This window comes from Curtobacterium sp. Csp2 (assembly GCF_013347165.1).
In genome coordinates this window covers 507,147-528,120 of record NZ_CP054593.1, presented here as the reverse complement: position 1 = coordinate 528,120, position 20,974 = coordinate 507,147, and the positions used below count along the sequence as shown (strand labels likewise).

The window sequence follows — 20,974 nt, the reverse complement described above, 5'->3', positions numbered from 1 at the left end:
GCCGGGAGCGGCCGTGATCGACGTGGGCATCAGCCGCATCGTGGACCAGGACACGGGCAAGGCGAAGCTGCACGGCGACGTCGACCCCGCGGTGGCGTCCGTCGCGGGGTTCCTCTCGCCGACGCCGGGCGGCGTCGGGCCGATGACCCGGGCGATGCTCATGAAGAACGTCGTCGAGGCCGCCGAGCGCCACCTGCACTAGCCGGTGCCGCGGGGGCGGCGCCCGCGCTTCCGCACAACAGTAAGCAGCTCGCGCCACGGAAATCCGTGGCGCGAGCTGCTTTCGGTTGTGCGAAGGGCCCCGCCCCCGCGGCACCGGCTAGTGCAGGTGGCGCTCGGCGGCCTCGACGACGTTCTTCATGAGCATCGCCCGGGTCATCGGCCCGACGCCGCCCGGCGTCGGCGAGAGGAACCCCGCGACGGACGCCACCGCGGGGTCGACGTCGCCGTGCAGCTTCGCCTTGCCCGTGTCCTGGTCCACGATGCGGCTGATGCCCACGTCGATCACGGCCGCTCCCGGCTGCACCCAGTCCGGCTGTACCAGTCCGGCGACCCCGGCCGCGGCGACGATGATGTCCGCGCGACGGCACTCGGCGGCGACGTCCTCGGTCAGCGAGTGCGTCAGCGTGGCCGTGGCCTCGAGCCGGGTGAGCAGCAGCCCGAGCGGGCGGCCGACGGTGAGCCCCTGCCCGATGATCGTGACGTGCTGACCCCGGATCGGGACGTCGTACGCCTCGAGCATCGCCACGATGCCGCGTGGGGTGCACGGCAGCGGGGCGTCGATCGTCCCGGCACCACCGGGGACCGCGAGGACGAGCTCCCCGAGGTTCGTCGGGTGCAGGCCGTCGGCGTCCTTCGCCGGGTTCATCAGCTCGAGCATCGGGATCGGGTCGATGCCCTGCGGCAGCGGGAGCTGCACGATGAACGCCGTGACCCGGGGGTCGTCGTTCATCTGCAGGATCGCCGCACGGATGTCGGCCGCCGAAGCGGTCTCGGGCAGGTCGATGCGGACCGAGTCGAGCCCGATCTGCGCCGAGTCCTTGTGCTTGCCGGCGACGTACGACACCGAGCCCGGGTTCTGGCCGACCATGATCGTGCCGAGACCGGGTCGGAACCCGTGGTCGTGCAGCCGGTCGATGCGGACCTTCAGGTCGTCGAGCGTGCGGGCGGCGAGGGCGGTGCCGTCGATGCGGACGGCGCTGCCCTCTCCCGCCCAGCGCACCCGAGGCAGGTCCGCCACGGCGGCGCTCACGCGTACAGCGGGAACGCGTCGGCCAGCGCCTTCACCCGGGCCGAGAGCGCCGCGATGTCCGGGTTCGGCATGAGCGTCAGCGCGATGATGTCGGCGACCTCGGTGAACTCGGCGTCGCCGAACCCGCGGGTCGCCAGCGCCGGGGTGCCGATCCGGACACCGGAGGTGACCATCGGCGGGCGCGGGTCGAACGGCACGGAGTTGCGGTTCACGGTGATGCCGACCTGGTGCAGCAGGTCCTCGGCCTGCTTGCCGTCGACCTCGGACTCGCGCAGGTCGACGAGCACCAGGTGCACGTCGGTGCCGCCGGTGAGGACGTCGATGCCGGCGGCCTTCGCGTCGGCCTGCGTGAGGCGGTCCGCCAGCAGACGGGCACCGCGGAGCGTGCGCTCCTGGCGGTCCTTGAACTCGGGCTGCGCGGCGAGCAGGAACGCGGTGGCCTTGGCGGCGATCACGTGCATGAGCGGACCGCCCTGCTGGCCCGGGAACACGGCCGAGTTGAGCTTCTTGAAGAGCGACTCGTCGTTGGACAGGATGATGCCCGAGCGCGGACCGGCGAGGGTCTTGTGCACGGTCGACGACACGACGTGCGCGTGCGGCAGGGGCGACGGGTGCAGGCCCGCGGCGACGAGGCCCGCGAAGTGCGCCATGTCCACCCAGAGGGTCGCGCCGACCTCGTCCGCGATCTCGCGGAACTTCGCGAAGTCGAGCTGGCGGGGGTAGGCGGACCAGCCGGCGATGAGCACCTTGGGCTGGTGCTCGACGGCCTTCGCGCGGATGTCGTCGTAGTCGACCTCGAACGTCTCCGGGTCGACGCCGTACGACACGGCGTTGTAGATGCGGCCGGAGAAGTTGAGCTTCATGCCGTGGGTCAGGTGGCCGCCGTGGGCGAGCTCGAGGCCCAGGATGGTGTCCCCGGCGGAGGCGATGGCGTGCAGGACCGCGGCGTTCGCGCTGGCGCCGGAGTGCGGCTGGACGTTCGCGTACTCGGCGCCGAACAGGGCCTTCGCCCGGTCGATGGCGAGCTGCTCGGCGACGTCGACGAACTCGCAGCCGCCGTAGTAGCGCTTGCCCGGGTAGCCCTCGGCGTACTTGTTCGTCAGGACGGAGCCCTGCGACTCGAGCACGGCGCGCGGGACGAAGTTCTCGGACGCGATCATCTCGAGGGTGTCGCGCTGGCGGCCGAGCTCCTGCTCGAGCACCTTGGCGATCTCGGGGTCGACCGCACTGAGCGGGGCGTTGAACGTCGACTGCGTGGACGCAGCGGGCAGATCGGTGATGGACACGGGACTCCTCGTTGTCTGTTCCGTCGCGCGCGTGCACGACGAGGTGGACGGGTGGGCGCGGCCCAGGCGTACGGCCGCGCTCCGTGTCAGGTGTCGCTCCCCGATGGTGACCCATCCAACGCCAGTCGCGACCCGTCGATCGTACCGAGCCGGTCGGTTCGTGTCACCCTTGTCGCATGACCCTGAGCAGCCCGGAGCTCGACGAGCGCACCGATCTCCGCGCCCGGTACGACGTGCCGTGGACGACGGTGGTTTGGGACGACCCGGTCAACCTCATGTCCTACGTGACGTACGTCTTCCAGAGCTACTTCGGCTTCAGCCACGACCGCGCGGAGCACCTGATGCGCCAGGTGCACGTCGACGGGCGGGCGATCGTCGCGAGCGGCGCGCGCGAGGCCATGGAGCGCCACGTCGAGGCGATGCACGGCTTCGGCCTGCAGGCCACGGTCGAGCGGGCGCCGGGAGCGGACGCGTGATCCCGTTCGTGCGACGGCGGGACGGCGTGCACCTGGGCCTGTCCTCCGACGAGCGCGCCCTGCTCGCGAGCCTGACGGAGCAGCTGCAGCAGGTGCTCGACGGCGACCTGTCGGACGACCCGGTCGCGACGCGGATGTTCCCGGACGCCTACCCGCAGGACCCCGAGGCGAGCGCCGAGTTCGCGCAGTACACGCGGTCGGACCTGCTGGCGCAGAAGACCACGAACGCGGGGGTCGTCCTGGCGTGGGCAACCGGGGCGCGGGACGGCGTGCTCACCCAGGAGGACGAGCAGGCCTGGCTCCGCTGCCTGACCGACCTCCGGCTCACCATCGCCGAGCGGCTCGGCATCGTGGACGCCGCGACCGAGGAGTCGTCGTACACCGGCGACGCCGGTGTCGGCCTCCGGGACGTCTACGACTGGCTCGGGTTCGTGCAGGAACACCTGGTCGCGACGCTCACGTCCGCGCGCTGACGACCGGCCGGGAGGCACGGGGCACGTCCGCCCCGCACCTCACCCGAGCAGGTCGTCGCGGTGGTCGGCCGCCCATGCCCGGAGCGGGCGCGGCGCGGTCCCGGTGATCCGGGTGACGTCGTCACGCATCACGTCGACGCCGTCGAGGCCCCGTCGGAGCACCCGCCCGAACTGCTGGCGGAGGCCCTCGGCCTGCCAGGCGGGCACGCCGCCGGCGCGGACCACCGCGCGGTACACGCGGCTCGGCAGGTGCAGGGGGCGGACGCGTCGCCCGAGGCCGGCGGTCAGCTCGTCGGCGATGCCGTGCGCGTCGAGGGACGCCGGGCCGGTGAGCACCGGTTCGGTGCCGTCGTGCCCGTCCGTCGTCAGCACGGTCGCGGCCGTGCGGGCGATGTCGGCGGTGTCGATCCACCCGGCGCGGCCGCGGCCGGTGGTGTGCGGGAACCAGCCGCGACGGATCGCCGGCGCGGAGGGCAGCAGGTTCGTCATGAAGGCCGACGGGCGCAGGATCGTCCACGCCGTCCCGCTCGCGCGGAGCAGCCGGTCCGTGCGCCAGGCCGCGGCGGCCCAGGGCATCGGCGAGTGCTCGGCGGCGTCGCCCCCGGACAGGTGCACGACCCGCGGGACCCCCGCGCGCTGGGCCGCCCGGACGCCGGTCGCCCCCTGCTCGGCCTGCCGCTCGCTGACCGGGGTGACGAGGAAGAACCGGTCGACGCCCTCGAGCGCCCGGGTCAGGGCGTCGAGGTCGTCGAGGTCCGCGAGCCGCGCGTCGATGCCCCGCGCACGGAGCCGCTCGGCCTGCTCCGTCCGGCGGACGACGGCACGGACCTGGACACCCTCGGCGTGCAGCAGCTCGAGGGTCTTCCCGCCGACGTCGCCGGTGACCCCGGTGATGGCGATGGTCTCGGTCACGGTGCTCCTCCTTCGGTATCAGTTTCCTGTTACTCGACGGTACGCCGGTACCATCGGTGCGTGTCCAGCGACTTCTCGGTGACCCACGACGACGTGGACGCGATCGCCGCGTGGACGGTCGTCCGTGCCGCACGCGAGCTCGCCCGCCGCCTCGACGAGGAACTCGCACCCCTCGGCCTGACCCCCGTCGGCTTCGGTGCCCTCGTGCAGCTCGCCGCCGCCGAGGAGCTCAACCAGGCCGAACTCGCGCGGGCGGTCGGCGTCCGCGCGCAGAGCATGGGCAGCCTGGTCGAGGCGCTCGCGACGCGGGGACTCGTGGCGCGCGGTGCTGCACCCGGACGGGGACGAGCCTCCCGGCTGCACCTGACGGACGCCGGACGCGAGCTGCTCGCTGCGGCCTGGCCACGCGTCCGGGCCAGCAACGCGTGGTTCCCCGACGGCGGCGAGACGGTGGCGCGCACCCTGCGCCCCTTCACGACCCACGGGACGGTCAGCGCGCGAGCGGACGGACTCGCCTGAGCACCGACGCAATCACAAGGCAGCCTTGCAAGTTCTCCTGCTGGAGGAATATCGTTCCGGTGTGGAATCATCCGAGGAGCTCGCCGGCGACCTGCTGACCCTGCACGGGCGGATCCGGCGGACCCTGCTCACCGGCAAGGCCGACGAGGTGACCGCCTCGCAGACCGCTGCGCTCGGCCGGCTGCTGCGCCACGGCGAGTCCACCGTCGCCGACCTCGCCCGGGCCGAGGGGGTCCGTCCGCAGTCCATGGGCGCGACCGTCCAGGCACTCGTCGACCTCGGCCTGGTCGAGCGCCGACCGGACCCGGACGACGGCCGCCGGACGCTCGTCCGCGCGACGGACACCGGCTCCCGCGCGCGCGAGGACGCCTGGGCCACCCGCACCCGCGTGCTCGCCGACCGGCTGGCGGCGCTGCCGGAGGACGACCGCCGGACCGTCGCCCGCGCGCTCGAGATCCTCACCCCGCTCACCGAAGCCTGACCCGGAAGAAGCCCCACCACGTCCACCTCGACCTCCCCCACGCCCACCGTCGCGTCCCCGGACGGCGGCAGCGGCTTCGGCCCGAAACTGCTGATCCCGGTCCTGGTCGGGCCGCTCCTCAACCCGATCAACACGACGATGGTCTCCGTCGCCCTCGCGCCGATCTCGCGGGACCTCGGCATCGGGGCGTCGCAGGCGATCTGGCTCGTCGCCGCGCTGTACCTGGCGAGTGCGGTCGCCCAGCCCACGATGGGGAAGCTCGCCGACCGGTTCGGGCCGAAGAAGGTCTTCCTGACCGGGCTCGTCGTCGTCGGCGTCGCCGGGGTCGTGCCCGAGGTCCTGACCGGGTTCGGCGGTGCGGTGACCGCGCGCGTGCTCATCGGCATCGGCACCTCGTCGGCGTACCCGGCGGCGCTCACCACGCTGCGCCAGCACTCCGCACGGATCGGCAAGCCCACACCACCCCTCGTGCTCGGCGCGCTGTCGATCACCTCGCTCGTGTCCGCCGCCGCCGGACCACCCCTCGGCGGTGCGCTCATCGCGGCGTTCGGGTGGCACGCGATCTTCCTGGTGAACGTCCCCCTGGCGGTCTTCGGGATCGTCGTCGCGGCGATGTGGCTGCCCTCCGACCGGCTCCGCCCGCAGGACACCGACCGGGTGCCGGTCCGCACGGCGCTCGACCCGGTCGGCATGCTGCTCATGACCGGCGCGGTCTCGGCCCTGCTCGTGTTCCTGCTCGACCTGGCCGCCGGGCTGTGGTGGCTGCTCGCCGTCGCGGTCGTGCTCGTCGTCGCCCTCGTCCGGTGGGAGCTCCGTGCGGCGCAGCCGTTCGTCGACGTCCGGCTGCTCGTCCGGAACGGTGCGCTGTCCCGGACCTACGCGCGGCTGTTCCTGACCTACCTGCTCGCCTACACGATGACCTACGGGTTCTCGCAGTGGGTGCAGGACGTCGCGGGCTACCCGAGCGACGTCGCCGGGTACCTGCAGCTGCCCGCCGCGGTCGTCGCCGGGGTCGTGTCGTTCCTCGTCGCCCGCAGGACCGCGATCCGCGGGCCCCTCGTCGTCGCGGCGCTCACCCCGCTGCTCGGTGCGGGGCTCCTGTTGCTCCTGCACGCCGGGTCGCCCCTCGTGCTGCTGCTCGTGGTGCCGGCGCTGTTCGGGGTGCCGCAGGCCCTGGCGTCCGTGTCGAACCAGGCGGCGCTGTACAAGGTCGTGCCGTCGGAGTACATCGGGACGGCCGCCGGGCTGTCGCGGACCAGCATCTACATCGGCGCGATCGCGGCGTCCTCGCTGATCGGCGGCGTGTTCGGGCAGGCGCCCACCACGCCGGACCTGCACGTGCTGGCGTGGGTGATGCTCGGGGTCGGCGTGCTCCTCAGCGTGCTGACGCTCGCCGACCGGGCGCTCGCCCGGGCGACCACGCGCTGACGGGGGCGGCGGGGCGGGCGGACCACGGGCCTCCCGTCAGTCGGCGGCGGCTGCCCGGCGGCCGTGATGTCCCGAACCGGCGTCCGATCCCCGCCGGAACGTGCCCGCCCCGGCCGGTAGCCTGTTCCGGTGACCGACCCGACCCCCGCGCACGAGACCCCCGCGCACCAGACCCCGACGCACTGGACCCTCACGCTCGTCTGCGACGACCGTCCCGGGATCGTGCACGCCGTGTCCGGAGCCGTCGTGGCGGCGAACGGCAACATCACCGAGTCGCAGCAGTTCTCGAGCGCCGACACGAACACGTTCTTCATGCGCCTGCAGGTCATGGCCCCCGTCGACCGGGCGGCCTTCGAGCAGGCGCTCGCCCCCGTGGTCGAACGCTACGACGCCCGCGTCCAGCTCGACGTCGTCGGCCGGCCGATGCGCACGCTCGTGCTCGTGTCGAAGGCCGGGCACTGCCTGAACGACCTGCTCTACCGGCAGCGCGGCGGGCAGCTCCCGATCGAGGTCCCGCTCGTCCTGTCGAACCACCCGGAGCTCGCCGGCCTGGCGTCGTTCTACTCCGTCCCGTTCGAGCACCGGCCCGTCACCGACGCGGCCTCGAAGCAGGCGATGGAGCAGCGCATCCTCGACGCCGTCGACGAGCACGACATCGAGCTCGTCGTCCTGGCCCGCTACATGCAGATCCTGTCGCCGGAGCTCTGCGCGGCGCTGCAGGGCCGAGCGGTCAACATCCACCACTCGTTCCTGCCCGGCTTCAAGGGCGCCAATCCCTACCGGCAGGCGCACGCCCGCGGCGTCAAGCTCATCGGTGCGACGGCCCACTTCGTGACGAGCGACCTCGACGAAGGCCCGATCATCGAGCAGAACGTGGTCCGGGTCGACCACACCAAGGACCCGTCCGAGCTCGTGTCCATCGGTCAGGACGAGGAGTCCCGCACGCTCACCCAGGCGGTGCGCTGGATCGCCGAGGACCGCGTGCTCCTCGACGGCGCCCGCACGATCATCTTCAAGTAGGACCACATGACGAACGCACCGCAGAGCCCGGTCGACTGGGGCGAGGTCCCGCCGCCCACCGAGCCGACCGCGCCCCGTCGCCCGGCCCGGCCCGTGTCCGCGTGGACCGTGCTGCGGGTGGTCGTGTGCGCGTTCGGCCTGGCGTCGCTCGCGTACTGGGGCTACCTGGCGTGGCCGTTCCCGTTCCCGGGCGTGCTGTTCATGGTCGGGGCGCCGCTGTTCGCCGCGGTCGTGTGGTTCCTGTTCCGGTCGCCGCGGTCGCCGATCGACACCGACGTGGTCGGCAAGGTGATCGTCGAGGTCGCGCTCGTCATCGCAGCCGGTGCGGCGTGGGTGTCGCTCGGGCACCCGGTGGTCGGGCTGGTCTTCATCGTGGTGGCCGCGCTGTCCGGGGTGGTCGCGTTCCGTCGGGAGACGGCGTGAGCGACGTGTCGGGCTCGGGTTCCGGGTCGGGTTCCGTCCCGGGCTCCGGCCTGGAGGCACGGCGCACCCTGGTCCGCGCCGCACACGTCGTCGACGCGGCCGGGTCCTCGGCGGACGGCTGGGTCCTGCTCGCCGGTGCCGTCATCGAGGCGGTCGGCTCCGGCACCGGGGCACCCGAGGCGACGGAGGTGCTCGACCTCGGTGACGCCGTCCTGACGCCCGGGTTCGTCGACCTCCACGGCCACGGGGGTGCCGGCGCCGCCTACGAGGACGACGCGTTCGACGCCGCGCTCGCCGTGCACCGCGCACACGGCACGACCCGCTCGGTGCTGTCCCTCGTCGCGAACCCGCTGCCCGCGCTCGTGGCGTCCCTCGAGCGCATCCGCGCCGTCGCCGCGACCGACCCGCTCGTCCTCGGGGCGCACCTCGAGGGACCGTTCCTGTCGCCGCACAACAAGGGCGCGCACAACGAGTCGTTCCTGGTCGACCCCACGCCCGACGTCGTCGACGCCCTGCTCGACGCCGGCGCCGGGGTCCTCCGTCAGGTCACGATCGCGCCGGAGCTGCCGGGGGCGATCGACGCCGTCCGTCGGTTCGTCGACGCCGGGGTGGTCGTCGCCGTCGGGCACACCGTCTGCTCGTACGACCAGGCCCGTGCCGCGTTCGACGCCGGCGCCACGCTGCTCACCCACGCGTGCAACGCCATGCCGGGGCTGCACCACCGGGCACCGGGCCCGATCGCCGCGGCGCTCGAGGACGACCGGGTGACGCTCGAGCTCATCCTCGACGGCGTGCACGTGCACCCCGCCGTCGCCAAGGTCCTGCTCCGCGGGGCACCCGGACGGGTCGCGCTCATCACCGACGCCATGGCCGCGGCCGGGTCGCCGGACGGCTCGTACGCGCTCGGGTCACTCGCCGTGGACGTGGAGGACGGCGTCGCACGGGTCGCCGGCACGGACACGATCGCCGGGTCCACGCTGACCCAGGACCGGGCGCTGCGGCTCGCCGTGGCGGAAGCGGGGGCGTCGCTGCCGCAGGCCGTCGGAGCGCTCACCGCCGTCCCCGCCGCCGCGCTCGGGCTCGGCGACCGGCTGGGTCGGATCGCGCCCGGGTACGCGGCCGACCTCGTGGCGCTGTCGCCCGAGCTGCACGTACAGCGGGTGTGGGGCGCCGGGGAGCACCTGCCCTGACCACACGGCGCTGACGACACGGCGATGACGAGCGGGCGGTGCCTGTTCAGGCGGGTGCGAGGACGGACAGCAGGCGGAGCCGCTCGTGGCTCACCGTCCCCGGTTCCGCCGTGTAGACGAGCAGAACGTGGGCCTGCTCCGGGTCGAGCAGCATCTGGCACTGCAGCTCGAGCCGCCCCACGTCGGGGTGGTCGTAGCGCTTCACCGAACCCGGGACGAGCCCGACCTCCTGCTCGTCCCAGAGCACCCGGAACTCCTCCGAACGCTCGAGCAGCGCCGTGGCCAACCCGGCCGCGGTCGACCCGGGGCCCCGACGCGCAGCGATCTCGCGGAGTGACGAGACGTAGAGCCGCCCCGTGGCGTCCCGGTCCTCCACGGGGAACAGCGCCCGCGCCTCCGGGTCGGTGAACCACCGCCACCCGATCGACCGAGCGCGACCCTGCCGCTCGCGCGCGTCCCCGAACAGCGCCGCCGCCAGGGGTGTCTGCAGCAGGGTCTCGCCGAGCTCCGACACGACCTCGGCCGGGGTGTCGACGAGCCGGTCGAAGATCCGCATCATGCCCGGGCCGACGTGGTCCGTCCCGGCGCCCTGGTCCGGCGGCCGGTGCCCGGCCAGGCGGAACACGTGGTCCCGCTCGGCCCGGCTCAGGTGCAGTCCCTGCGCGATCGCGGCGACCATCTGCTCGGACGGGTGCGGCCCGGTGCCCCGCTCGAGCCGGGCGTAGTAGTCGGCCGACATGTGGCAGAGCGTCGCGACCTCCTCGCGCCGCAGGCCGTCGGTCCGACGACGCTGGCCCGGTGGCAGGCCGACGTCGGCGGGCTGCAGGGCCGCTCGGCGACGGCGGAGGAAGGCGCCCAGTCCCGGTCGATCGATCACGTGCCCATCATCGCGGGACACGGACGCCGGAGCCACGGTCCGAGAGGTCCTGGTTCGACGATCGGCGCCGCGGCACGCTGGGGACGACCCGGGACGACCGGGTGCCGACGACGAGGAGCACACCGTGCCGAGACGACCGATCGAGATCTCCCTCCCCCGCCTGGACGGGCAGACCGCCGTGGTGACCGGTGCCAGCGACGGGATCGGCCTGGGCATCGCCACCGCCCTCGCCGGAGCAGGTGCGGCGGTCGTCCTGCCGGTCCGGAACACCGCCAAGGGCGAGGCCGCGCGGGCCCAGGTGCTCCGCGAGCACCCCGGCGCGTCGGTGACCCTCGGGACGCTCGACCTGTCGTCGCTCGTCTCCGTGCGCACCTTCGCCCGCTCGATGGTGGACGCGGCGACCCCCGTCGACCTGCTCATCGGCAACGCGGGCGTGATGACCCCGCCCGAGCGGCAGACCACGCAGGACGGCTTCGAGCTGCAGTTCGGCACGAACCACCTCGGGCACGTCGCCCTGGTCGCCGGGCTCCTCCCCCTGCTGCGCGCGGCGCGCGGCCACGTCGTCTCCCAGATCAGCGCCGCGGCGCGGAGCGGCTCGGTGCACTGGGACGACCCGAACTGGGAGCGCAGCTACCACGGCATGCGGGCCTACCAGCAGTCGAAGGTCGCCTTCGGGCTCTTCGGGCTCGAACTCGCCCGACGCAGCCGTCGGCACGGCTGGGGTGTGACGAGCACCCTCGCGCACCCCGGCGTCGCGCCGACGAGCCTGCTCGCCGCCCGTCCGGAGCTCGGCCGTTCCGGGGACACCGCGTCGGTCCGGGCGATCCGGTGGCTGTCGGCGCGGGGCCTCCTGGTCGGGACCGCGCACACGGCGGGTCTGCCGGCACTGCTCGCGGCGACCGACCCGGCCGGCCGCGACGGCGCGCTCCACGGCCCGCTCGGCCCCGGGAACGTCGGCGGCGCCCCGGGCCGGCACGCGCTCTGGCGACCGCTGCGGAGCGAGGCGGACGCGGCGCGGCTGTGGGACCTGTCCGAGGAACTGACCGGCGCGACGTTCGCCTGACCGGTGCCCGCGGTGCCAGGCTGGGCACATGAGCGTCATGGTCTCGCCGTTCGATGCCCGCCGCGACCGCACGAGCGAGAAGTACACCGCGTACCCCGCCGACGTGCTGCCGATGTTCGTCGCCGAGATGGACTCGATGCCCGCCGAGCCGATCCGGGACGCCCTCGTGCGGGCCGTCACGACCGGGGACACCGGGTACGTCGGGCACACGCGGGTGCTCCCCGAGGTGTTCGCCGACTTCGCCGACCGCCGGTGGGGGTGGGAGGTCGACCCGGACCTCGTCCGCACGACGACGGACGTCTCGGTCGCGGCGGTCGAGGTGCTCCGCAGGGTCATCGCCCCCGGTGACCAGGTCGTCGTGATGCCGCCCGTCTACCCGCCGTTCTGGGACTACGTGCGCGAGGCCGGCGGCACCGTCACCGAGGTGCCGCTGCTCCCGCCGACCGGCGACCCGGACCCGTACGACACGACGGCCGGCTGGCGGATGGACCTGGACGGCATCGCCGCGGCGCTCGCGGCCGGCGCCCGGACGGTCCTGCTGTGCAACCCGCACAACCCCCTCGGCCTCGTGTACCCCCGGGAGTCGCTCGTCGCGCTGGCCCGGCTCGCGGCGGAGTGGGACGCCGTGGTGGTGTCCGACGAGATCCACGCGCCGCTCACCCACGCCGACGCGGTGTTCACGCCCTTCCTGACCTGCGGGCCCGAGGCGGTCGAGCACGGGGTCGCCCTGACGAGCGCGAGCAAGGCCTGGAACCTCGCCGGGACGAAGTGCGCGCTCATGGTCGGCGCATCGGACCGTGCCCGCGGGTGGTTCGACGGCCTGCCGGTCGAGGTCGTCGAGCGGACGGGCATCCTCGGCTACACCGCGAGCGTGGCGGCGTTCCGCGACGGTGAACCCTGGCTGGCGTCGCTGCTGGCCGAGCTCGCCGCGAACCGACGGGTCCTGGCCGAGGAGCTCGGGACGGCGCTGCCCGGAGCCGGGTACCGGCAGCCGCAGGCGTCCTACCTGGCGTGGCTCGACCTGCGGGCGCTGCCGTGGGGCGACGAGCCCGCTCGGCTCCTGGTCGAGAGGGCGAAGGTGGCGCTGTCGAACGGGCGGGACTTCGGACGCCAGGGCACCGGGCACGCCCGGCTCAACTTCGGCTGCTCCGAGGAGACGCTGCGCGAGGGCCTCGCACGCCTGTCCGCCGCCCGCTGATCCCTGCTCGCCGGGCGCTCAGCCTCCGCAAGACGCAACGGAAGCGGTTCCTCGCAGCGACATACCGCTGCGAGGAACCGCTTCCGTTGCGTCTTGCGGAGGCTGAGCGCCCGGCGAGCAGGGATCAGCGGGCGGCGGACAGGCGTGCGAGGCCCTCGCGCAGCGTCTCCTCGGAGCAGCCGAAGTTGAGCCGGGCGTGCCCGGTGCCCTGGCGTCCGAAGTCCCGCCCGTTCGACAGCGCCACCTTCGCCCTCTCGACCAGGAGCCGAGCGGGCTCGTCGCCCCACGGCAGCGCCCGCAGGTCGAGCCACGCCAGGTAGGACGCCTGCGGCTGCCGGTACCCGGCTCCGGGCAGCGCCGTCCCGAGCTCCTCGGCCAGGACCCGTCGGTTCGCGGCGAGCTCGGCCAGCAGCGACGCCAGCCAGGGTTCACCGTCGCGGAACGCCGCCACGCTCGCGGTGTAGCCGAGGATGCCCGTCCGCTCGACGACCTCGACCGGCAGGCCGTCGAACCACCCGCGGGCACGGTCCGATGCGCCGACCATGAGCGCGCACTTCGTCCCGGCGAGGTTCCAGGCCTTGCTCGCGCTCGTCAGGGCGACCCCGTGCTCGACCGCCTCGGGCCCGCAGGTCAGGAAGGGCGTGAACACCGCGTCGGCGTGGGTGAGCGGCGCGTGGATCTCGTCGGACACCACCACGGCGTCCCACTCCGCCGCGAGCCGGGCCAGCGCGACGAGCGACTCCCGGGGGTACACGAGGCCGAGGGGGTTGTGCGGGTTGCACAGCAGGACCGTCCGGGCGCCGGCCGCGAGCGCCGCGGCGATGCCGTCCAGGTCCATCCGCCAGCCGGCCGTCGTGTCGTACGGGTCCGGGTCGCCGGTCGGCGGGAGCAGCGGCACCTCGGTGACGGTGCCGCCGGCCTCGCGCACGTAGTCCCAGAACGGCGGGTAGACGGGCGGCATCACGACGACCTGGTCACCGGGGGCGATGACCCTGCGGAGCACCTCGACCGCCGCGACCGAGACGTCCGTCGTCGTGCGGACGAGGTCCGGGTCGACCTCCCACCCCCACCGGCGGTCGGCGAAGTCGGCGAACACCTCGGGGAGCACCCGCGTGTGCCCGACGTACCCGGTGTCCCCGGTCGTGACGGCCCGCACGAGGGCGTCCCGGATCGGCTCGGCGGGCATCGAGTCCATCTCGGCGACGAACATCGGCAGCACGTCGGCGGGGTACGCGGTGTACTTCTCGCTCGTGCGGTCGCGGCGGGCATCGAACGGCGAGACCATGACGCTCATGTGCCCAGCCTGGCACCGCGGGCACCGGTCAGGCGAACGTCGCGCCGGTCAGTTCCTCGGACAGGTCCCACAGCCGCGCCGCGTCCGCCTCGCTCCGCAGCGGTCGCCAGAGCGCGTGCCGGCCCGGGGCGCCGCCGACGTTCCCGGGGCCGAGCGGGCCGTGGAGCGCGCCGTCGCGGCCGGCCGGGTCGGTCGCCGCGAGCAGTGCCGGCAGACCCGCCGTGTGCGCGGTCCCGACCAGGAGGCCCCGCGCCGACAGCCACCGGATCGCCCGGACCGACGCGGTGTCCCCGGAACGGCCGAGCTCCGGACGGGCGGCGAGCAGGCTCGTCGGCGCGACGCCGGGGTGCGCGAGGGTGCTCGTCACACCCCAGCCGTGCCGACGGCTGCGTCGGGCGAGTTCGAGCCCGAAGAGCCCGAAGGCGACCTTCGACTGCTGGTAGGCCCGCATGCCGTGGTAGCTGCGCTCCCAGTTCGGGTCGTCCCAGTGCACCGAGCCGCTCCGCGCCGCGGCGCTGATCTGGGAGACGACGTGGCCGCGCGCCGCGCGCAGCAGGGGGAGGAGCCCGGCGACCAGGGCGACGTGCCCGAGGTGGTTCGTGCCGAACTGCAGCTCGAAGCCGTCCTGCGTGGTCTGCCGCTCGGGCGGGGTCATCACGCCCGCGTTGCCGATGAGCAGGTCGACGGGGGTCGCCGCGTCCACCATCGAGCGGGCGAAGGTGCGCACGGAGACGAGCGACGACAGGTCGAGCGTCCCGAGGGTCACCGACGCGCCGGGGTGCTCGCGGAGCACCTGGGCCCGCGCGGCCTCGCCCTTGGCGGTGTTCCGGACCGGCAGGACGACCGCCGCACCTGCTCCGGCGAGGGCGGTGGCGATGCCCAGGCCGATCCCGTCGCTGGCACCGGTCACCACGGCGGTCTGCCCGTCCAGGCGGGGGAGGGAGATCTCGATCGGTCGTCTCGGCACGCTGGGGACGACCCGGGACGACCGGGTGCCGACGACGAGGAGCACACCGTGCCGAGACGACCGATCGAGATCTCCCTCCCCCGCCTGGCCGGGCACCGGCCGCCGGACCAGGGCGCCGGGACGGACCACGTCGGCCCGGGCATGATGCGGATCTTCGACCGGCTCGTCGACACCCCGGCCGAGGTCGTGTCGGAGCTCGGCGAGACCCTGCTGCAGACACCCCTGGCGGCGGCGCTGTTCGGGGACGCGCGCGAGCGGCAGGGTCGCGCTCGGTCGATCGGGTGGCGGTGGTTCACCGACCCGGAGGCGCGGGCGCTGTTCCCCGTGGAGGACCGGGACGCCACGGGGCGGCTCTACGTCTCGTCACTCCGCGAGATCGCTGCGCGTCGGGGCCCCGGGTCGACCGCGGCCGGGTTGGCCACGGCGCTGCTCGAGCGTTCGGAGGAGTTCCGGGTGCTCTGGGACGAGCAGGAGGTCGGGCTCGTCCCGGGTTCGGTGAAGCGCTACGACCACCCCGACGTGGGGCGGCTCGAGCTGCAGTGCCAGATGCTGCTCGACCCGGAGCAGGCCCACGTTCTGCTCGTCTACACGGCGGAACCGGGGACGGTGAGCCACGAGCGGCTCCGCCTGCTGTCCGTCCTCGCACCCGCCTGAACAGGCACCGCCCGCTCGTCATCGCCGTGTCGTCAGCGCCGTGTGGTCAGGGCAGGTGCTCCCCGGCGCCCCACACCCGCTGTACGTGCAGCTCGGGCGACAGCGCCACGAGGTCGGCCGCGTACCCGGGCGCGATCCGACCCAGCCGGTCGCCGAGCCCGAGCGCGGCGGCGGGGACGGCGGTGAGCGCTCCGACGGCCTGCGGCAGCGACGCCCCCGCTTCCGCCACGGCGAGCCGCAGCGCCCGGTCCTGGGTCAGCGTGGACCCGGCGATCGTGTCCGTGCCGGCGACCCGTGCGACGCCGTCCTCCACGTCCACGGCGAGTGACCCGAGCGCGTACGAGCCGTCCGGCGACCCGGCCGCGGCCATGGCGTCGGTGATGAGCGCGACCCGTCCGGGTGCCCCGCGGAGCAGGACCTTGGCGACGGCGGGGTGCACGTGCACGCCGTCGAGGATGAGCTCGAGCGTCACCCGGTCGTCCTCGAGCGCCGCGGCGATCGGGCCCGGTGCCCGGTGGTGCAGCCCCGGCATGGCGTTGCACGCGTGGGTGAGCAGCGTGGCGCCGGCGTCGAACGCGGCACGGGCCTGGTCGTACGAGCAGACGGTGTGCCCGACGGCGACGACCACCCCGGCGTCGACGAACCGACGGACGGCGTCGATCGCCCCCGGCAGCTCCGGCGCGATCGTGACCTGACGGAGGACCCCGGCGCCGGCGTCGAGCAGGGCGTCGACGACGTCGGGCGTGGGGTCGACCAGGAACGACTCGTTGTGCGCGCCCTTGTTGTGCGGCGACAGGAACGGTCCCTCGAGGTGCGCCCCGAGGACGAGCGGGTCGGTCGCGGCGACGGCGCGGATGCGCTCGAGGGACGCCACGAGCGCGGGCAGCGGGTTCGCGACGAGGGACAGCACCGAGCGGGTCGTGCCGTGTGCGCGGTGCACGGCGAGCGCGGCGTCGAACGCGTCGTCCTCGTAGGCGGCGCCGGCACCCCCGTGGCCGTGGAGGTCGACGAACCCGGGCGTCAGGACGGCGTCACCGAGGTCGAGCACCTCCGTCGCCTCGGGTGCCCCGGTGCCGGAGCCGACCGCCTCGATGACGGCACCGGCGAGCAGGACCCAGCCGTCCGCCGAGGACCCGGCCGCGTCGACGACGTGTGCGGCGCGGACCAGGGTGCGCCGTGCCTCCAGGCCGGAGCCCGGGACGGAACCCGACCCGGAACCCGAGCCCGACACGTCGCTCACGCCGTCTCCCGACGGAACGCGACCACCCCGGACAGCGCGGCCACCACGATGAAGACCAGCCCGACCACCGGGTGCCCGAGCGACACCCACGCCGCACCGGCTGCGATGACGAGCGCGACCTCGACGATCACCTTGCCGACCACGTCGGTGTCGATCGGCGACCGCGGCGACCGGAACAGGAACCACACGACCGCGGCGAACAGCGGCGCCCCGACCATGAACAGCACGCCCGGGAACGGGAACGGCCACGCCAGGTAGCCCCAGTACGCGAGCGACGCCAGGCCGAACGCGCACACGACCACCCGCAGCACGGTCCACGCGGACACGGGCCGGGCCGGGCGACGGGGCGCGGTCGGCTCGGTGGGCGGCGGGACCTCGCCCCAGTCGACCGGGCTCTGCGGTGCGTTCGTCATGTGGTCCTACTTGAAGATGATCGTGCGGGCGCCGTCGAGGAGCACGCGGTCCTCGGCGATCCAGCGCACCGCCTGGGTGAGCGTGCGGGACTCCTCGTCCTGACCGATGGACACGAGCTCGGACGGGTCCTTGGTGTGGTCGACCCGGACCACGTTCTGCTCGATGATCGGGCCTTCGTCGAGGTCGCTCGTCACGAAGTGGGCCGTCGCACCGATGAGCTTGACGCCGCGGGCGTGCGCCTGCCGGTAGGGATTGGCGCCCTTGAAGCCGGGCAGGAACGAGTGGTGGATGTTGACCGCTCGGCCCTGCAGCGCCGCGCAGAGCTCCGGCGACAGGATCTGCATGTAGCGGGCCAGGACGACGAGCTCGATGTCGTGCTCGTCGACGGCGTCGAGGATGCGCTGCTCCATCGCCTGCTTCGAGGCCGCGTCGGTGACGGGCCGGTGCTCGAACGGGACGGAGTAGAACGACGCCAGGCCGGCGAGCTCCGGGTGGTTCGACAGGACGAGCGGGACCTCGATCGGGAGCTGCCCGCCGCGCTGCCGGTAGAGCAGGTCGTTCAGGCAGTGCCCGGCCTTCGACACGAGCACGAGCGTGCGCATCGGCCGGCCGACGACGTCGAGCTGGACGCGGGCGTCGTAGCGTTCGACCACGGGGGCGAGCGCCTGCTCGAAGGCCGCCCGGTCGACGGGGGCCATGACCTGCAGGCGCATGAAGAACGTGTTCGTGTCGGCGCTCGAGAACTGCTGCGACTCGGTGATGTTGCCGTTCGCCGCCACGACGGCTCCGGACACGGCGTGCACGATCCCGGGACGGTCGTCGCAGACGAGCGTGAGGGTCCAGTGCGTCGGGGTCTGGTGCGCGGGGGTCTCGTGCGCGGGGGTCGGGTCGGTCACCGGAACAGGCTACCGGCCGGGGCGGGCACGTTCCGGCGGGGATCGGACGCCGGTTCGGGACATCACGGCCGCCGGGCAGCCGCCGCCGACTGACGGGAGGCCCGTGGTCCGCCCGCCCCGCCGCCCCCGTCAGCGCGTGGTCGCCCGGGCGAGCGCCCGGTCGGCGAGCGTCAGCACGCTGAGGAGCACGCCGACCCCGAGCATCACCCACGCCAGCACGTGCAGGTCCGGCGTGGTGGGCGCCTGCCCGAACACGCCGCCGATCAGCGAGGACGCCGCGATCGCGCCGATGTAGATGCTGGTCCGCGACAGCCCGGCGGCCGTCCCGATGTACTCCGACGGCACGACCTTGTACAGCGCCGCCTGGTTCGACACGGACGCCAGGGCCTGCGGCACCCCGAACAGCGCCGGCACCACGAGCAGCAGCACGAGGGGCGACCCGGCGTGCAGGAGCAACAGGAGCCCCGCACCGAGCAGCGGGGTGAGCGCCGCGACGACGAGGGGCCCGCGGATCGCGGTCCTGCGGGCGACGAGGAACGACACGACCCCGGCGACGACCGCGGCGGGCAGCTGCAGGTACCCGGCGACGTCGCTCGGGTAGCCCGCGACGTCCTGCACCCACTGCGAGAACCCGTAGGTCATCGTGTAGGCGAGCAGGTAGGTCAGGAACAGCCGCGCGTAGGTCCGGGACAGCGCACCGTTCCGGACGAGCAGCCGGACGTCGACGAACGGCTGCGCCGCACGGAGCTCCCACCGGACGAGGGCGACGACGAGCACGACCGCGACGGCGAGCAGCCACCACAGCCCGGCGGCCAGGTCGAGCAGGAACACGAGCAGGGCCGAGACCGCGCCGGTCATGAGCAGCATGCCGACCGGGTCGAGCGCCGTGCGGACCGGCACCCGGTCGGTGTCCTGCGGGCGGAGCCGGTCGGAGGGCAGCCACATCGCCGCGACGACGATCCCGAAGACCGCCAGGGGGACGTTCACCAGGAAGATCGCGTGCCACCCGAACGCCGCGATGAGCGCACCGCCGAGGGGTGGTCCGGCGGCGGCGGACACGAGCGAGGTGATCGACAGCGCGCCGAGCACGAGGGGTGGTGTGGGCTTGCCGATCCGTGCGGAGTGCTGGCGCAGCGTGGTGAGCGCCGCCGGGTACGCCGACGAGGTGCCGATGCCGATGAGCACGCGCGCGGTCACCGCACCGCCGAACCCGGTCAGGACCTCGGGCACGACCCCGGCGACGCCGACGACGACGAGCCCGGTCAGGAAGACCTTCTTCGGCCCGAACCGGTCGGCGAGCTTCCCCATCGTGGGCTGGGCGACCGCACTCGCCAGGTACAGCGCGGCGACGAGCCAGATCGCCTGCGACGCCCCGATGCCGAGGTCCCGCGAGATCGGCGCGAGGGCGACGGAGACCATCGTCGTGTTGATCGGGTTGAGGAGCGGCCCGACCAGGACCGGGATCAGCAGTTTCGGGCCGAAGCCGCTGCCGCCGTCCGGGGACGCGACGGTGGGCGTGGGGGAGGTCGAGGTGGACGTGGTGGGGCTTCTTCCGGGTCAGGCTTCGGTGAGCGGGGTGAGGATCTCGAGCGCGCGGGCGACGGTCCGGCGGTCGTCCTCCGGCAGCGCCGCCAGCCGGTCGGCGAGCACGCGGGTGCGGGTGGCCCAGGCGTCCTCGCGCGCGCGGGAGCCGGTGTCCGTCGCGCGGACGAGCGTCCGGCGGCCGTCGTCCGGGTCCGGTCGGCGCTCGACCAGGCCGAGGTCGACGAGTGCCTGGACGGTCGCGCCCATGGACTGCGGACGGACCCCCTCGGCCCGGGCGAGGTCGGCGACGGTGGACTCGCCGTGGCGCAGCAGCCGGCCGAGCGCAGCGGTCTGCGAGGCGGTCACCTCGTCGGCCTTGCCGGTGAGCAGGGTCCGCCGGATCCGCCCGTGCAGGGTCAGCAGGTCGCCGGCGAGCTCCTCGGATGATTCCACACCGGAACGATATTCCTCCAGCAGGAGAACTTGCAAGGCTGCCTTGTGATTGCGTCGGTGCTCAGGCGAGTCCGTCCGCTCGCGCGCTGACCGTCCCGTGGGTCGTGAAGGGGCGCAGGGTGCGCGCCACCGTCTCGCCGCCGTCGGGGAACCACGCGTTGCTGGCCCGGACGCGTGGCCAGGCCGCAGCGAGCAGCTCGCGTCCGGCGTCCGTCAGGTGCAGCCGGGAGGCTCGTCCCCGTCCGGGTGCAGCACCGCGCGCCACGAGTCCCCGCGTCGCGAGCGCCTCGACCAGGCTGCCCATGCTCTGCGCGCGGACGCCGACCGCCCGCGCGAGTTCGGCCTGGTTGAGCTCCTCGGCGGCGGCGAGCTGCACGAGGGCACCGAAGCCGACGGGGGTCAGGCCGAGGGGTGCGAGTTCCTCGTCGAGGCGGCGGGCGAGCTCGCGTGCGGCACGGACGACCGTCCACGCGGCGATCGCGTCCACGTCGTCGTGGGTCACCGAGAAGTCGCTGGACACGCACCGATGGTACCGGCGTACCGTCGAGTAACAGGAAACTGATACCGAAGGAGGAGCACCGTGACCGAGACCATCGCCATCACCGGGGTCACCGGCGACGTCGGCGGGAAGACCCTCGAGCTGCTGCACGCCGAGGGTGTCCAGGTCCGTGCCGTCGTCCGCCGGACGGAGCAGGCCGAGCGGCTCCGTGCGCGGGGCATCGACGCGCGGCTCGCGGACCTCGACGACCTCGACGCCCTGACCCGGGCGCTCGAGGGCGTCGACCGGTTCTTCCTCGTCACCCCGGTCAGCGAGCGGCAGGCCGAGCAGGGGGCGACCGGCGTCCGGGCGGCCCAGGGCATCGGCGAGTGCTCGGCGGCGTCGCCCCCGGACAGGTGCACGACCCGCGGGACCCCCTGTCTCTTATACACATCT

The 20,974-nt window shown here is 73.9% G+C and carries 24 protein-coding genes, 1 pseudogene and 1 riboswitch; of the genes and pseudogenes, 13 read left to right on the top strand and 12 right to left on the bottom strand.

What is annotated here, in order from left to right; translation table 11 throughout:
* Window positions 1-202: pseudogene (locus HUN59_RS02645) on the top strand (bifunctional methylenetetrahydrofolate dehydrogenase/methenyltetrahydrofolate cyclohydrolase); the annotation flags it as partial.
* 117 nt (window positions 203-319) lie between these two features.
* Here HUN59_RS02645 and HUN59_RS02640 read toward each other — a convergent pair.
* Both HUN59_RS02640 and glyA read right to left on the bottom strand, forming a co-directional pair.
* The gene (locus tag HUN59_RS02640; RefSeq protein WP_174779345.1) at window positions 320-1,222 is read right to left on the bottom strand and encodes a tetrahydrofolate dehydrogenase/cyclohydrolase catalytic domain-containing protein; all 903 of its coding nucleotides are present in this window, start codon (window positions 1,220-1,222) and stop codon (window positions 320-322) included.
* A 26-nt stretch (window positions 1,223-1,248) separates the two neighbouring features.
* The gene (gene glyA, locus HUN59_RS02635) at window positions 1,249-2,532 is read right to left on the bottom strand and encodes a serine hydroxymethyltransferase (protein WP_302691048.1); all 1,284 of its coding nucleotides are present in this window, start codon (window positions 2,530-2,532) and stop codon (window positions 1,249-1,251) included.
* Window positions 2,533-2,591: 59 nt separating this feature from the next.
* Window positions 2,592-2,677, bottom strand: a riboswitch (ZMP/ZTP riboswitch).
* Window positions 2,678-2,714: 37 nt separating this feature from the next.
* Here glyA and clpS point away from each other — a divergent pair.
* Both clpS and HUN59_RS02625 read left to right on the top strand, forming a co-directional pair.
* A complete protein-coding gene (clpS, locus tag HUN59_RS02630) occupies window positions 2,715-3,014 on the top strand; it encodes an ATP-dependent Clp protease adapter ClpS (protein ID WP_174777415.1) in 300 nt (99 codons plus the stop codon).
* Window positions 3,011-3,487: a DUF2017 family protein gene (locus tag HUN59_RS02625; protein WP_058740976.1), complete on the top strand. Its 477-nt coding sequence runs from the start codon at window positions 3,011-3,013 to the stop codon at window positions 3,485-3,487. Before clpS ends, HUN59_RS02625 begins: the two co-directional genes overlap by 4 nt.
* 39 nt (window positions 3,488-3,526) lie before the next feature.
* On the opposite strand, the gene HUN59_RS02620 is transcribed toward HUN59_RS02625, so the two are convergent.
* Window positions 3,527-4,399 (bottom strand): NAD(P)H-binding protein, encoded by an 873-nt coding sequence (locus HUN59_RS02620; RefSeq protein WP_174777414.1) that lies wholly within the window; start codon window positions 4,397-4,399, stop codon window positions 3,527-3,529.
* Window positions 4,400-4,459: 60 nt separating this feature from the next.
* Between HUN59_RS02620 and HUN59_RS02615 the strand changes: the two genes are divergently transcribed.
* From HUN59_RS02615 to nagA (HUN59_RS02590), 6 genes are all read left to right on the top strand, one after another.
* The gene (locus HUN59_RS02615; protein ID WP_174777411.1) at window positions 4,460-4,918 is read left to right on the top strand and encodes a MarR family winged helix-turn-helix transcriptional regulator; all 459 of its coding nucleotides are present in this window, start codon (window positions 4,460-4,462) and stop codon (window positions 4,916-4,918) included.
* A gap of 25 nt (window positions 4,919-4,943) precedes the next feature.
* A complete protein-coding gene (locus tag HUN59_RS02610; protein WP_217483608.1) occupies window positions 4,944-5,399 on the top strand; it encodes a MarR family winged helix-turn-helix transcriptional regulator in 456 nt (151 codons plus the stop codon).
* 87 nt (window positions 5,400-5,486) lie between these two features.
* Window positions 5,487-6,827: an MFS transporter gene (locus HUN59_RS02605; protein ID WP_368076221.1), complete on the top strand. Its 1,341-nt coding sequence runs from the start codon at window positions 5,487-5,489 to the stop codon at window positions 6,825-6,827.
* Window positions 6,828-6,956: 129 nt separating this feature from the next.
* On the top strand, window positions 6,957-7,847 hold the full coding sequence (gene purU, locus HUN59_RS02600) for a formyltetrahydrofolate deformylase (RefSeq protein ID WP_174777408.1): 891 nt from the start codon (window positions 6,957-6,959) through the stop codon (window positions 7,845-7,847).
* 6 nt (window positions 7,848-7,853) lie between these two features.
* Window positions 7,854-8,270 (top strand): YrdB family protein, encoded by a 417-nt coding sequence (locus HUN59_RS02595; RefSeq protein WP_144803986.1) that lies wholly within the window; start codon window positions 7,854-7,856, stop codon window positions 8,268-8,270.
* 50 nt (window positions 8,271-8,320) lie between these two features.
* Window positions 8,321-9,460 carry an N-acetylglucosamine-6-phosphate deacetylase gene (gene nagA / locus HUN59_RS02590; protein ID WP_174779342.1) on the top strand — a complete coding sequence of 380 codons (1,140 nt, stop codon included), beginning with the start codon at window positions 8,321-8,323 and terminating at the stop codon, window positions 9,458-9,460.
* Between the two features lie 46 nt (window positions 9,461-9,506).
* Here the strand turns inward: nagA (HUN59_RS02590) and HUN59_RS02585 are convergent, their stop codons facing one another.
* Window positions 9,507-10,337 carry a helix-turn-helix transcriptional regulator gene (locus HUN59_RS02585; protein ID WP_174777407.1) on the bottom strand — a complete coding sequence of 277 codons (831 nt, stop codon included), beginning with the start codon at window positions 10,335-10,337 and terminating at the stop codon, window positions 9,507-9,509.
* 124 nt (window positions 10,338-10,461) lie between these two features.
* Between HUN59_RS02585 and HUN59_RS02580 the strand changes: the two genes are divergently transcribed.
* Together HUN59_RS02580 and HUN59_RS02575 are read left to right on the top strand one after the other, a co-directional pair.
* The gene (locus HUN59_RS02580) at window positions 10,462-11,400 is read left to right on the top strand and encodes an SDR family oxidoreductase (protein ID WP_174777406.1); all 939 of its coding nucleotides are present in this window, start codon (window positions 10,462-10,464) and stop codon (window positions 11,398-11,400) included.
* A gap of 28 nt (window positions 11,401-11,428) precedes the next feature.
* Window positions 11,429-12,598: a MalY/PatB family protein gene (locus HUN59_RS02575; RefSeq protein ID WP_174777405.1), complete on the top strand. Its 1,170-nt coding sequence runs from the start codon at window positions 11,429-11,431 to the stop codon at window positions 12,596-12,598.
* 124 nt (window positions 12,599-12,722) lie between these two features.
* On the opposite strand, the gene HUN59_RS02570 is transcribed toward HUN59_RS02575, so the two are convergent.
* Window positions 12,723-13,892 carry a MalY/PatB family protein gene (locus HUN59_RS02570; RefSeq protein ID WP_174777405.1) on the bottom strand — a complete coding sequence of 390 codons (1,170 nt, stop codon included), beginning with the start codon at window positions 13,890-13,892 and terminating at the stop codon, window positions 12,723-12,725.
* 28 nt (window positions 13,893-13,920) lie between these two features.
* Window positions 13,921-14,859, bottom strand: a complete 939-nt coding sequence (locus HUN59_RS02565; protein WP_174777406.1) for an SDR family oxidoreductase — start codon at window positions 14,857-14,859, stop codon at window positions 13,921-13,923.
* A gap of 48 nt (window positions 14,860-14,907) precedes the next feature.
* Between HUN59_RS02565 and HUN59_RS02560 the strand changes: the two genes are divergently transcribed.
* Window positions 14,908-15,513, top strand: coding sequence for an MmyB family transcriptional regulator (locus HUN59_RS02560; protein ID WP_254629973.1), 606 nt, complete (start codon window positions 14,908-14,910; stop codon window positions 15,511-15,513).
* Between the two features lie 46 nt (window positions 15,514-15,559).
* Here the strand turns inward: HUN59_RS02560 and nagA (HUN59_RS02555) are convergent, their stop codons facing one another.
* From nagA (HUN59_RS02555) to HUN59_RS02530, 6 genes are all read right to left on the bottom strand, one after another.
* A complete protein-coding gene (gene nagA, locus HUN59_RS02555) occupies window positions 15,560-16,699 on the bottom strand; it encodes an N-acetylglucosamine-6-phosphate deacetylase (RefSeq protein WP_174779342.1) in 1,140 nt (379 codons plus the stop codon).
* Between the two features lie 50 nt (window positions 16,700-16,749).
* Entirely contained in the window at window positions 16,750-17,166 is a 417-nt protein-coding gene (locus HUN59_RS02550) for a YrdB family protein (protein ID WP_144803986.1), read from the bottom strand.
* Window positions 17,167-17,172: 6 nt separating this feature from the next.
* The gene (gene purU / locus HUN59_RS02545; RefSeq protein ID WP_174777408.1) at window positions 17,173-18,063 is read right to left on the bottom strand and encodes a formyltetrahydrofolate deformylase; all 891 of its coding nucleotides are present in this window, start codon (window positions 18,061-18,063) and stop codon (window positions 17,173-17,175) included.
* A gap of 129 nt (window positions 18,064-18,192) precedes the next feature.
* Window positions 18,193-19,518: an MFS transporter gene (locus HUN59_RS02540; RefSeq protein ID WP_281360591.1), complete on the bottom strand. Its 1,326-nt coding sequence runs from the start codon at window positions 19,516-19,518 to the stop codon at window positions 18,193-18,195.
* A gap of 102 nt (window positions 19,519-19,620) precedes the next feature.
* On the bottom strand, window positions 19,621-20,076 hold the full coding sequence (locus tag HUN59_RS02535) for a MarR family winged helix-turn-helix transcriptional regulator (protein WP_217483608.1): 456 nt from the start codon (window positions 20,074-20,076) through the stop codon (window positions 19,621-19,623).
* Between the two features lie 25 nt (window positions 20,077-20,101).
* Window positions 20,102-20,560: a MarR family winged helix-turn-helix transcriptional regulator gene (locus HUN59_RS02530; RefSeq protein WP_174777411.1), complete on the bottom strand. Its 459-nt coding sequence runs from the start codon at window positions 20,558-20,560 to the stop codon at window positions 20,102-20,104.
* Window positions 20,561-20,620: 60 nt separating this feature from the next.
* Here HUN59_RS02530 and HUN59_RS02525 point away from each other — a divergent pair.
* Window positions 20,621-20,974 (top strand): NmrA family NAD(P)-binding protein (locus HUN59_RS02525; RefSeq protein WP_174777410.1); only part of this gene is annotated, 354 nt, incomplete at its 3' end.

What these genes read in the sequence shown, in the direction of transcription:
- clpS (WP_174777415.1), top strand. Translation starts at nt 2,715, where the DNA reads ATGACCCTGAGCAGCCCGGAGCTCGACGAGCGCACCGATCTCCGCGCC.
- HUN59_RS02595 (WP_144803986.1), top strand. Translation starts at nt 7,854, where the DNA reads ATGACGAACGCACCGCAGAGCCCGGTCGACTGGGGCGAGGTCCCGCCG.
- HUN59_RS02550 (WP_144803986.1), bottom strand. Translation starts at nt 17,166, where the DNA reads ATGACGAACGCACCGCAGAGCCCGGTCGACTGGGGCGAGGTCCCGCCG.
- HUN59_RS02575 (WP_174777405.1), top strand. Translation starts at nt 11,429, where the DNA reads ATGAGCGTCATGGTCTCGCCGTTCGATGCCCGCCGCGACCGCACGAGC.
- HUN59_RS02570 (WP_174777405.1), bottom strand. Translation starts at nt 13,892, where the DNA reads ATGAGCGTCATGGTCTCGCCGTTCGATGCCCGCCGCGACCGCACGAGC.